Origin of the sequence: Streptococcus mitis (assembly GCF_026782865.1) — a bacterium.
GTDB lineage: Bacteria > Bacillota > Bacilli > Lactobacillales > Streptococcaceae > Streptococcus > Streptococcus mitis_CG.
This window is the reverse complement of sequence record NZ_JAKUXK010000012.1, coordinates 52,919-65,332: the sequence shown is the minus strand read 5'-3', so window position 1 is coordinate 65,332 and position 12,414 is coordinate 52,919. Positions and strand designations below refer to the sequence as shown.

The window sequence follows — 12,414 nt, the reverse complement described above, 5'->3', positions numbered from 1 at the left end:
AAATGAATTTAGAAAAAAATACTGAATTGATTTTTCAGCAAATTGCTGATGCGAGTCAAGAAGCCGACCGTAATCTAGATTCTGTTTCAGTTATTGCAGTGACAAAATATGTAGATGTCCAAACAGCGGCGGCATTGCTTCCGCTTGGCGTCCAACATATCGGTGAAAATAGAGTTGATAAATTTTTAGAAAAATATCATGCTTTAAAAGATTTTCCAGTCACTTGGCATTTAATAGGGACACTGCAGAGACGGAAAGTGAAAGAGGTAATCCCTTTTGTGGATTACTTTCATGCTTTAGATTCTTTAAAATTAGCTCAGGAAATTCAAAAAAGAACAGATCATGTTGTTAAGTGTTTCTTGCAAGTTAATATATCTGGAGAAGAGAGTAAGCACGGATTTTCAAAAGATGAATTACTAGAAGTTTTGCCTACTTTGGCTGAGTTAGATCAGATTGAGTATGTTGGTTTAATGACCATGGCTCCTTTTGATGCAGATAGTGATGAGTTGAAACGGATTTTCAAGGAAACACAGACTTTGCAAGCAGAAATTAGAGAAAAACAAATCTCTAATATGCCGATGACAGATATTAGTATGGGAATGAGTCGTGATTTTAAAGAAGCGATTCAGTTTGGCTCTACTTTTGTTCGAATTGGTACAGCATTTTTTAAATAGGAGAGAGCTATGTCTTTAAAAGATAGATTTGATAGATTTATAGATTATTTTACAGAAGATGGAGAAGAAACAACTAGTTATCAACCTCAACAAGAAGAGGTGGCTAGCCCGTCAATTTCAGCTTCTAAAGAATTACCAACACCTATTCAGTCAGCACCAGTGAAAGACGCTAATATCACTCGTTTACATGCGCGTCAGCAGGAGTTAGCCATGCAGAGTCAACGTACAGAAGATAAGGTGACAATTGATGTTCGCTATCCTAGAAAATATGAGGATGCAACTGAAATTGTTGATTTACTAGCTGGAAATGAAAGTATTTTGATTGATTTCCAATACATGACAGAAGTTCAAGCCCGACGTTGTCTAGATTATTTAGATGGTGCTCGTCATGTTTTAGCGGGTAATATGAAGAAAGTTGCTAGTACAATGTATCTATTGACTCCTGTCAATGTCGTTGTGAATATTGAAGATATCAAACTTTCTGATGATTCACAAAGTGCTGAGTTTGGTTTTGATATTAAACGAAATAGAGCAAGATAATGATTTTTTTAATCCACTTAATCCAAAATGCAGTGAGAATTTACTCATTCATTCTAATAGCATTTGCTCTTCTTTCATGGTTTCCAAACGCCTATGATAGTTCATTAGGTCGTCTAATCATCAGCCTTGTTCGTCCAGTTATAGAACCTCTTCGTAAACTGAATTTACAATTTGGTGGTCTCGATTTTACTGTCTGGATAGCCATTATTCTAATCCAATTTATTGGAAGTTTTCTAATTCGGATCTTGTTGTTTCTATGAAAGTAGATCAGGAAATCTATCAACATTTTTCGCATGCTGATATTCCATTTATTGATAAAGGATTGGAATGGATTAAGAGGGTGGAGAACACTTATGCTCCTATTCTCACCCCATTTATCAATCCTCATCAGGAACAGATACTAAAGGTTTTAGCTAGAACTCATGGATTAGGATGTCAAAGTAGTGGTGACATACTTCAAACAGAGTCCATTCGTCTTATTCTGTATCCAGACTACTTTAAACCAGAACTAGCAGATTTTGAGATAGCCTTATTGGAAATTGATTATCCGAGTAAGTTTGAGAAACTAAGTCATGGTAAAATATTAGGAACAATCATCAATCAGTTAGGAATTGACCGTAAATTATTTGGTGATATCTTGGTAGATGAAAAGAGAGCACAGATTTTTGTTAATCGTCATTTCATTCCCCTCTTTATAGACGGGATAAAAAAGATTGGCAAACTTCCTGTATCGCTGGAGGAACGTCCTTTTACCGATAGGATTATATCTAAAATTGACTATAGAGAACAAGAAATTTTAGTTTCGAGTTTTCGATTGGATGCCCTCTTATCAAGTGCCTTGAAATTATCTAGAAATCAAGCTTGTCAACTGATAGATAAAAAATCTGTCCAAGTAAACTATCATCTGGTTGAAAAAAGTGACTACCAGATTTCAGTTGGAGATTTGATTAGTGTGAGAAAGTTTGGACGTCTGAAAGTTGTTAGAGACAATGGTCAGACTAAGAAGGATAAGATAAAATTAAGCATTCAATTATTATTAAGTAAGTGAGGAATAATATGCCAATTACATCATTAGAAATTAAAGATAAAACCTTTGGTACAAGATTTAGAGGTTTTGATCCAGAAGAAGTTGAAGAATTTCTTGAAATTGTTGTTCGTGATTATGAAGATTTAGTTCGAAGCAATCATGATAAAGAGTTGCATATCAAGAGCTTGGAAGAACGTTTGTCTTACTTTGATGAGATGAAAGATTCTTTGAGTCAATCAGTATTGATTGCTCAAGATACGGCAGAGCGTGTAAAACAAGCTGCTCAAGATCGTTCTAATAATATTATCCAACAGGCAGAACAAGATTCACAGCGTTTGCTTGAAGAAGCAAAATATAAGGCTAATGAGATCTTGCGTCAAGCTACTGATAATGCTAAGAAAGTTGCTGTTGAGACTGAAGAATTGAAGAACAAGAGCCGTGTCTTCCACCAACGTCTCAAATCTACAATTGAGAGCCAGTTAGCAATTGTTGAATCATCAGATTGGGAAGATATTCTGCGCCCAACAGCTACCTATCTTCAGACAAGTGATGAAGCATTTAAAGAAGTTGTTGGTGAAGTTCTTGGTGAATCGGTATATTCACAACCAGAAGAAGAACCAATCGATATGACTCGTCAATTTACACCTGAAGAAATGGCTGAGTTACAAGCTCGAATTGAGGCTGGTAATAGAGAATTAGCTGAATTTGAAGCTCAACAACATCATTATGTGGAAGAACATTTAGAGCCAGTTGAAGTCGAAGGTCCTTCATCGAATGAGGAAGATACAAATAAAGAATCTGTCCTTATCTTATAATGAATAGTGATATGTGAGAACAATATCTTATCCTTATATTTCCAGCGAGCAGGAGATGGTGTGAGTCCTGTAATCCCTATTGATAAGATTATCCTCTCAAAAACTCAAGTCTGAAGCTAGTAAGATTTGACGTTCCCCACGTTACGGGAAAAGAGGGAGAAAGACTAGATCTTTTTCCGAACAAAGGTGGTACCACGATTTTCGTCCTTTTTAGAAGTCGTGGTTTTTAATTTGTTATTATTTATAAAGGAGATACTATGAAACTCAAAGATACCCTTAACCTTGGGAAAACAGCTTTCCCAATGCGTGCAGGCCTTCCTACCAAAGAGCCAGTTTGGCAAAAGGAATGGGAAGATGCAAAACTTTATCAACGTCGTCAAGAATTGAACCAAGGAAAACCTCATTTCACCTTGCATGATGGCCCTCCATACGCGAACGGAAATATCCACGTTGGACACGCTATGAACAAGATTTCAAAAGATATCATTGTTCGTTCAAAATCAATGTCAGGTTTTTACGCACCATTTATCCCAGGTTGGGATACTCATGGTCTGCCAATCGAGCAAGTTTTGGCAAAACAAGGTGTTAAACGCAAAGAAATGGACTTGGTTGAGTACTTGAAACTTTGCCGTGAATACGCTCTCTCTCAAGTAGATAAACAACGTGAAGACTTTAAACGTTTGGGTGTTTCTGGTGACTGGGAAAATCCATATGTGACTTTGACTCCTGACTATGAAGCAGCTCAAATCCGTGTATTTGGTGAGATGGCCAATAAAGGTTATATCTACCGTGGTGCAAAGCCAGTTTACTGGTCTTGGTCATCTGAGTCGGCTCTTGCTGAAGCGGAGATTGAATACCATGATTTGGTTTCAACTTCTCTTTACTATGCCAACAAGGTAAAAGATGGCAAAGGTGTTCTAGATACAGATACTTATATCGTAGTCTGGACAACAACTCCATTCACCATCACAGCTTCTCGTGGTTTGACTGTTGGTGCAGATATTGATTACGTTTTGGTTCAACCTGCTGGTGAAGCTCGTAAGTTTGTGGTTGCTGCAGAATTGTTGACTAGCTTGTCTGAGAAATTTGGCTGGGCTGATGTTCAAGTTTTGGCAACTTACCGTGGTCAAGAGTTGAATCATATCGTAACAGAACACCCATGGGATACAGCTGTAGATGAATTGGTTATCCTTGGTGACCACGTTACGACTGATTCTGGTACAGGTATCGTCCATACAGCCCCTGGTTTTGGTGAGGATGACTACAATGTCGGTATTGCTAATGGTCTTGAAGTCGCAGTGACTGTTGACGAACGTGGTATCATGATGAAGAATGCTGGTCCTGAGTTTGAAGGTCAGTTCTACGAAAAGGTAGTTCCAACTGTTATCGAGAAACTTGGTAACCTCCTTCTTGCTCAAGAAGAAATCTCTCACTCATACCCATTTGACTGGCGTACTAAGAAACCAATCATCTGGCGTGCAGTTCCACAATGGTTTGCTTCAGTTTCTAAATTCCGCCAAGAAATCTTGGATGAAATTGAAAAAGTGAAATTCCACTCAGAATGGGGTAAAGTCCGTCTTTACAATATGATTCGTGACCGTGGCGACTGGGTTATCTCTCGTCAACGTGCTTGGGGTGTTCCACTTCCAATCTTCTACGCTGAAGACGGTACAGCGATTATGACTGCTGAAACTATTGAACACGTAGCTCAACTCTTTGAGGAACATGGTTCAAGCATTTGGTGGGAACGTGATGCTAAGGACCTCTTGCCAGAAGGATTTACTCATCCAGGTTCACCAAATGGTGAGTTCAAAAAAGAAACAGATATCATGGACGTTTGGTTTGACTCAGGTTCATCATGGAATGGAGTTGTTGTAAACCGTCCAGAGTTGACTTACCCAGCAGACCTTTACCTAGAAGGTTCTGACCAATACCGTGGTTGGTTCAACTCTTCACTCATCACATCTGTTGCCAACCATGGCGTAGCACCTTACAAACAAATCTTGTCACAAGGTTTTGCCCTTGATGGTAAAGGTGAGAAGATGTCTAAATCTCTTGGAAATACCATTGCTCCAAGTGATGTTGAAAAACAATTTGGTGCTGAAATCTTGCGTCTCTGGGTAACAAGTGTTGACTCAAGCAATGACGTGCGTATTTCTATGGATATCTTGAGCCAAGTCTCTGAAACTTACCGTAAGATTCGTAATACCCTTCGTTTCTTGATTGCCAATACATCTGACTTTAACCCAGCTGTGGATGCAGTAGCTTACGAAGAACTTCGTTCAGTTGATAAGTACATGACTATTCGATTTAACCAACTTGTCAAGACCATTCGTGATGCCTATGCGGACTTTGAATTCTTGACAATCTACAAGGCCTTGGTGAACTTTATCAACGTTGATTTGTCAGCCTTCTACCTTGATTTTGCTAAAGACGTTGTTTATATCGAAGGTGCCAAATCACTGGAACGCCGTCAAATGCAGACTGTTTTCTATGATATTCTTGTGAAAATTACCAAACTCTTGACACCAATCCTTCCTCACACAGCAGAGGAAATCTGGTCATATCTTGAGTTTGAAGCTGAAGACTTCGTTCAATTATCAGAATTGCCAGAAGCGGAAACTTTTGCTAATCAAGAGGAAATCTTGGATACATGGGCAGCCTTCATGGACTTCCGTGGACAAGCTCAAAAAGCCTTGGAAGAAGCGCGTAATGCCAAAGTTATCGGGAAATCACTTGAAGCACACTTGACAGTTTACCCAAATGAAGTGGTGAAAACTCTGCTCGAAGCAGTAAACAGCAATGTAGCTCAACTTTTAATCGTGTCTGAATTGACCATCGCAGAAGGACCAGCTCCAGAAGCTGCCGTTAGCTTCGAAGATGTAGCCTTTACAGTTGAACGCGCTGCAGGTGATGTATGTGACCGTTGCCGTCGTATCGACCCAACAACAGCAGAACGCAGCTACCACGCAGTCATCTGTGACCACTGTGCAAGCATCGTAGAAGAAAACTTTGCGGAAGCAGTCGCAGAAGGGTTTGAAGCGAAATAAGTTGTGTAACCACAAGGATTTCCTTGTGGTTTTTGTATATTCATAAATGAGAAGAAAAGCGGTTCAAATGAATTGAAGAATTCTGGTACTATTTTGGGACAAGTTAGAGAATTTATAGTATAATGATGGTTGTAGATTGAATATATCAAAATATATATAGAAGTATTTTTGTTTCTTGTAAGTTTATCATAGTGAGGAAGAAAAATGCTTCTTCTATTTTGAAATGGATAAAATAATAGAGAGGATATAGAATGAAAAAATTTTTTGGAGAGAAGCAGCATCGTTTTTCCTTACGAAAGTTAGCTATTGGCCTTGTGTCTGCATCTATCTCGAGCTTATTTTTTGTGTCCATTGCTAGCAGTGGAAGCGTATTTGCTCAAGAAAATGTAGCTGTTCACTACAAATATGTGACGGATACGGAGCTGAGTGGACAAGAAAAAGACTTGATTGTAAAGGATATTCCTAAAGTGGCTGAAGATACTGAGAGCACTTACTATCTAGTCTACCGTATGGATGAGAAAGCCCAACTAGGTCAGTTGCCTCATACCGGTGAGCACAGTAATCTGGTTACCGTTTTCACTGGTGGAGCCCTCGCTTCGATTGGATTCCTTATTTTTGTTGTTTCGAGAAAGAAAGGCAAGAAGAAAGCACTGCTGAAGGTTGTTTTGATAACAGGAATGGGGAGTGGCTTGCTTTCTTCGGTTCAGGCTATTGAAAATCAACTATTGCTCCAATATAATCAAGAATACCAATTATCCCAAGGAGATAGTCTGCCTTTGCCACGCGCCTTATCGGGTTATACCTACCTAGGCTATATTAAGCAAGACAAAGAGCTTAATCAGCAAGAAACTGCTACTAGGGATCAGAAACTAGAGGATACGGTTCAACCTCATTTTCAGACCAATAATGATGGACAAAAGTCAGGAGAAGAGCAGAAAGCTCAGTTTCCAGCAAGCCCTGCTGAGAAGCCAATCCCTTCTCAAGATTCATCCAATCCAAAACCGTCTGGTATTGCTAGTGTGGATCCTCAGGATGAAGTCTTGGCTGGTCGAGTGAACAAACCAGAGCTCCTATACAAAGACCAAGAGATTGTAACCAAACTAGACTTTTCAGAAGTGGTTCAAGAAAATCCAGATCTAACAGAGGGAACCATTCGTGTCAAACAAGAAGGTCGTGCTGGGAAGAAGATTGAACTTGTTCGCATTTTCACTGTTGAAAACCAAGAAATTTCCCGAGAAGTTCTCTTGACTAAGGTAGACGAAGCCTTACCACGTATAGTAGAAAAAGGGACTAAGAAGGCAGTTGTACCGAGTGAAATACCCCAGTCTGCAAGAAAAGGTGAGCCTGAGACCCATGCTTCCTTACCAGAATATAAAGGTGAGCAATCGGGAGCTATTGTAGCCCCTGAGACAGCTGAAAAGCCAGAATATAGAGGAACTCAATCAAGTGCTATTGTCGAACCTGAGCAAGTAATTCCACAACCAGAGTACAAGGGAATTCAATCTGGTGCCATTGTTGAACCAGAACAAGTAGCTCCACAACCAGAGTACAAGGGAACTCAAGCTGGTACCATCGTCGAACCAGAGACCCATGCCTCCTTACCAGAATATAAAGGTGAGCAATCGGGAGCTGTTGTAGCCCCTGAGATGGCCGAAAAGCCAGAATATAGAGGAATTCAATCAGGTGCTACTGTCGAACCTGAGCAAGTAATTCCACAACCAGAGTACAAGGGAATTCAATCTGGTGCCATTGTTGAACCTGAAAAGCAGGAACCAGAGGTTGGAGGTACTCAGTCCGGAGCGGTTGTTGAACCAGAGCAAGTAACTCCACAACCAGAGTACAAGGGAATTCAATCTGGTGCGATTGTTGAACCAGAGACTCATGCTTCCTTACCAGAATATAAAGGTGAGCAATCGGGAGCTGTTGTAGCCCCTGAGACAGCCGAAAAACCAGAATATACAGGCACCCAATCTGGAGCCATCGTCGAACCAGAAACGGCTGATAAGCCATCTTATACAGGTACCCAGTCCGGAGCGGTTGTTGAACCAGAGCAAGTAGCTCCACAACCAGAGTACAAGGGAACTCAAGCTGGTGCCATCGTCGAACCGGAGACTCAGCCTTCCTTGCAAGAATATAAAGGTGAGCAATCGGGAGCTGTTGTAACCCCTGAGACAAATGAAAAACCAGAATATACTGGCATTCAATCTGGAGCAATAGTCGAACCAGAACAGGTACCATCGAAACCATCTTATACAGGTACCCAATCCGGAGCGATTGTTGAACCCGAACAAATTGCCCCTCTTCCAGAATATACTGGCAATATTGAGCAAGAAAAACCAGAAAATCCGGCTGAAAAACCAAAAGAAAAAGATCCAGAAAAAACACTCGAATTAAGAAATGTTTCTGATCTGGAGTTATATAGTCAGACCAATGGTACTTACAAACAACATGTTTCTTTAGACAGTGTTCCAAGTAATCCAGACACTTACTTTGTTAAGATCAAATCGTCGTCATTCAAAGATGTCTATCTACCTGTCGCTTCAATAACTGCAGAAATAAAAAATGGACAATCAGTTTATAAAATCATAGCCAAAGCTGAGAAACTCCAGCAAGAGCTAGAAAATAAATATGTCGATAATTTCACCTTCTATCTCGCAAAAAAGGCCACAGAAGAAACAACAACCTTCACTTCCTTTAGCAACCTGGTTAAAGCTATCAACAAGAATCTCTCTGGAACCTATCATTTAGCGGCTAGCTTGAATGCCAACGAAGTGGAGTTGGGACCTGATGACAGATCTTACATCAAGGGCACCTTTACTGGTCAGTTGATTGGTGAAAAAGATGGTAAGCGGTATGCTATTTACAACTTGAAAAAGCCTCTTTTTGAAAGTTTGAGAGGGGCCACAGTAGAAAAGTTGAGCCTAAAAAATGTCTCTATTTCTGGTAAAGATGATATCGGTTCACTGGCCAATGAAGCTACGGATAACACAAAGATTAAGCAAGTTCATGTCGATGGTGTTCTGGCTGGGGAACGTGGTATCGGTGGTTTGTTGGCTAAGGCAGACCAATCAAGCATCACAGAGAGCAGTTTTAAGGGAAGAATTGTTAATACCTACGAAACGACTGCTGCATACAATATTGGTGGTCTGGTCGGTCATTTAACAGGAGGCAGAGCTTCACTGACTAAGTCAAAAGCGACAGTAGCCATTTCCTCCAACACCAATAGTTCAGATCAGACTGTTGGTGGGCTAGCAGGTCTGGTAGACCAAGATGCGCATATACAGGATAGCTATGCTGAAGGTGATATCAACAATGTCAAGCACTTTGGTAGAGTTGCGGGTGTGGCTGGATATTTGTGGGATCGAAAAACGAATGAGGAACAGCATGCAGGAAGACTGACCAATGTACTAAGTGATGTCAATGTAACCAACGGGAATGCTATTACCGGTTACCACTATAATGAAATGAAGGTGGCTAATACATTCAGCAACAAAGCTAATAGAGTCTACAATGTTACCTTGGTCAGGGAAGAAGTCGTCAGCAAGGAATCATTTGTAGAAAGAGGAACAATTTTAGATGCTTCTGAAGTGACTAATAAAAAAGCAGAAATCACTCCTCTCACCCCTCCAATAGTGGAGCCCCTTTCAACAAGTGGTAGTAAAGAAAGTGATTTTTCTAAGGTGAATCATTATCAAGCTCAGCGCGCCTTGGCTTATAAAAATATTGAAAAATTGCTACCTTTCTACAACAAGGCAACCATCGTCAAATACGGAAACCTAGTTAACGAGAACAGTCTTTTATATCAAAAAGAACTCTTGTCAGCAGTCATGATGAAGGATGACCAAGTCATCACAGATATTGTTTCCAACAAACAGACTGCAAACAAACTCTTGCTCCATTACCAGGATCATTCCTCTGAAACATTCCAGCTCAAGTACCAGACTGATTTTGCTAAGTTAGCAGAATATAGTCTAGTAGATACGGGGCTTCTCTATACGCCAAACCAATTCTTGTATAATCAAGAAACGATTATCCAGCAAGTCTTACCAGAATTGAAGAAGGTAAATTATCATTCAGACGCTATTAGAAACACACTTGATATTTCACCAAAAGTGAAGCAAACCGAGCTCTATTTAGAAGAACAGTTTACTAAAACGAAGGAACATCTAGAAGAAAGTCTGAGAAAACTCTTGTCAGCGGATGCTGGTCTAGTGGAAAACAATCAAGTAATGACAGGTTACATCGTAGATAAAATCAAGCGCAACAAGGAAGCCTTGCTTCTTGGTATGAGCTACTTAGAGCGTTGGTATAACTTTAGCTATGGTCAGGTTAATATTAAAGACTTGGTCTTGTATCACCTTGATTTCTTTGGCAAAGGAAATGCATCTCCGTTAGATACTTTGATTGAGTTAGGGAAATCAGGATTTAATAATCTGCTTGCTAAGAACAACGTTGATACTTATGGTATCAGTCTTGCCAGCCATCATGGAACGACAGATTTGTTTAGCACGCTAGAAAATTACCGAAAAGTCTTTTTACCAAACACTAGCAACAATGACTGGTTTAAAAAACAGACCAAAGCTTTCATTGTCGAAGAAAAATCCACTATTGCAGAGGTCAAAACCAAGCAAGAGCAAGCAGGAACTAAGTACTCTATCGGTGTTTATGACCGAATTACTAGTAGTACTTGGAAATACCGCAATATGGTCTTGCCTCTCCTTACTTTGCCAGAAAGATCTGTATTTGTCATCTCAACCTTGTCTAGCCTAGGATTTGGCGCTTACGATCGCTACCGCAACAGTGACTATAAAGCTGGAGATGAACTCAATAAGTTTGTTGAAGATAATGCGCGTGAAACAGCCAAGCGTCAGCGAGATCACTACGATTATTGGTATCGTATTTTAGATAATCAGGGACGTGAAAAACTCTATCGTACGATCCTGCTTTATGATGCCTATAAGTTTGGTGATGATCATACTGAAGGAAAGGCTTCAACAATCGCAGACTTTGAGAATTCAAATCCTGCAATGCAACATTTCTTTGGACCAGTTGGTAACAAGGTGGTTCATAATCATCACGGTGCATACGCAACAGGAGATGGTGTCTATTATATGTCTTACCGTATGTTGGATAAGGATGGCGCTATTACGTATACCCATGAGATGACCCATGATTCAGATCAGGATATCTATCTTGGTGGCTATGGTAGAAGAAGTGGTCTTGGTCCTGAATTCTTTGCTAAAGGCTTATTACAAGCGCCAGATCATCCAAATGATGCAACCATTACCATTAACTCAATCTTGAAACATTCAAAATCAGATAGCATGGAAGGATCCCGTCTACAAGTCTTAGATCCGACGGAACGATTCAAAGATGCATCTGATCTCCAGAAATACGCTCATAATATGTTTGACCTCATCTATCTGTTGGAATATCTTGAAGGGCAATCGATCGTTAAGAAACTGAATGTTTCCCAGAAAATGGAAGCTCTCAGAAAAATCGAGAATCACTATCTAACAGATCCTGCTGATGGCAATGATGTTTATGCTACTAATGTTGTGAAAAATTTGACTGAAGATGAAGCTAAAAAATTGACCAGCTTTGATAGTTTGATTGACAATAACATTCTTTCGGCTCGTGAGTATCAGGCTGGCACTTATGAGAGAAATGGCTACTTTACGATTAAACTCTTTGCACCAATCTTTTCAGCATTGAGCAGTGAGAAAGGAACTCCTGGAGATCTTATGGGGCGTAGGATAGCTTATGAACTCTTAGCTGCTAAAGGATTTAAAGATGGTATGGTCCCATATATTTCCAACCAATATGAAGAAATTGCTAAACAAAATGGTCAGACAATTAACCTCTACGGTAAAAAGCAAGGATTAGTGACAGATAAGCTTGTTTTAGAAAAACTATTTGGTGGCCAGTATTCATCTTGGGCAGCCTTTAAAAAAGCTATGTATCAAGAGCGCGTTGCTCAGTTTGATCGTTTGACTAAAGTTACTTTTAAAGATCCGACGCAATCGTGGATGAGCAATGCCACGAAAACCATTCAAAGAGTAAAAGAGTTGCAAGAACTCATGGACCAAGCTGTTTTACAGGATGCTACAGGTCCTCGTTGGAGTGACTATAACCCAGAAACTGACAGTGCAGTTCATAAACTTAAGAGAGCAGTCTTTAAAGCCTACCTAGACCAAACAAATGATTTTAGAACCTCTATTTTTGCAAATAAAAAGTAATAAATTATAGAAGTTCCTAATCAGGATGAGAGGACTTTACTTCCTGACTGTCAGAACTTGTCGATTTTA

General features: G+C 39.9%; 7 protein-coding genes and 1 other annotated feature. All 7 genes read left to right on the top strand.

The window, feature by feature from the left end:
• The first annotated feature begins 2 nt into the window (after positions 1-2).
• The 7 genes from MK482_RS07180 to MK482_RS07150 all read left to right on the top strand — a co-directional run bounded on the left by MK482_RS07180 (position 3) and on the right by MK482_RS07150 (position 12,345).
• On the top strand, positions 3-674 hold the full coding sequence (locus MK482_RS07180) for a YggS family pyridoxal phosphate-dependent enzyme (protein ID WP_268718368.1): 672 nt from the start codon (positions 3-5) through the stop codon (positions 672-674).
• 9 nt (positions 675-683) lie between these two features.
• Positions 684-1,214, top strand: a complete 531-nt coding sequence (locus MK482_RS07175; protein ID WP_153219957.1) for a cell division protein SepF — start codon at positions 684-686, stop codon at positions 1,212-1,214.
• Complete coding sequence (locus MK482_RS07170) at positions 1,214-1,474, top strand: YggT family protein (protein WP_268718367.1); 261 nt, start codon at positions 1,214-1,216, stop codon at positions 1,472-1,474. The genes MK482_RS07175 and MK482_RS07170 overlap by 1 nt, the downstream gene beginning before the upstream one ends.
• Complete coding sequence (locus tag MK482_RS07165; protein WP_268718366.1) at positions 1,471-2,262, top strand: RNA-binding protein; 792 nt, start codon at positions 1,471-1,473, stop codon at positions 2,260-2,262. The genes MK482_RS07170 and MK482_RS07165 overlap by 4 nt, the downstream gene beginning before the upstream one ends.
• Before the next feature lie 8 nt (positions 2,263-2,270).
• Complete coding sequence (locus MK482_RS07160) at positions 2,271-3,056, top strand: DivIVA domain-containing protein (RefSeq protein WP_268718365.1); 786 nt, start codon at positions 2,271-2,273, stop codon at positions 3,054-3,056.
• Positions 3,057-3,268: a binding site (T-box leader), on the top strand.
• A 45-nt stretch (positions 3,269-3,313) separates the two neighbouring features.
• Positions 3,314-6,106 (top strand): isoleucine--tRNA ligase, encoded by a 2,793-nt coding sequence (gene ileS, locus MK482_RS07155; RefSeq protein ID WP_153219954.1) that lies wholly within the window; start codon positions 3,314-3,316, stop codon positions 6,104-6,106.
• Positions 6,107-6,357: 251 nt separating this feature from the next.
• Positions 6,358-12,345, top strand: a complete 5,988-nt coding sequence (locus tag MK482_RS07150; protein ID WP_268718364.1) for a ZmpA/ZmpB/ZmpC family metallo-endopeptidase — start codon at positions 6,358-6,360, stop codon at positions 12,343-12,345.
• Positions 12,346-12,414: the final 69 nt, after the last annotated feature.

Bases quoted from the DNA above. Each gene is read 5' to 3' on its own strand.
- MK482_RS07165 (WP_268718366.1), top strand. From the start codon at position 1,471: ATGAAAGTAGATCAGGAAATCTATCAACATTTTTCGCATGCTGATATT.
- MK482_RS07180 (WP_268718368.1), top strand. From the start codon at position 3: ATGAATTTAGAAAAAAATACTGAATTGATTTTTCAGCAAATTGCTGAT.
- ileS (WP_153219954.1), top strand. From the start codon at position 3,314: ATGAAACTCAAAGATACCCTTAACCTTGGGAAAACAGCTTTCCCAATG.
- MK482_RS07160 (WP_268718365.1), top strand. From the start codon at position 2,271: ATGCCAATTACATCATTAGAAATTAAAGATAAAACCTTTGGTACAAGA.
- MK482_RS07150 (WP_268718364.1), top strand. From the start codon at position 6,358: ATGAAAAAATTTTTTGGAGAGAAGCAGCATCGTTTTTCCTTACGAAAG.
- MK482_RS07170 (WP_268718367.1), top strand. From the start codon at position 1,214: ATGATTTTTTTAATCCACTTAATCCAAAATGCAGTGAGAATTTACTCA.
- MK482_RS07175 (WP_153219957.1), top strand. From the start codon at position 684: ATGTCTTTAAAAGATAGATTTGATAGATTTATAGATTATTTTACAGAA.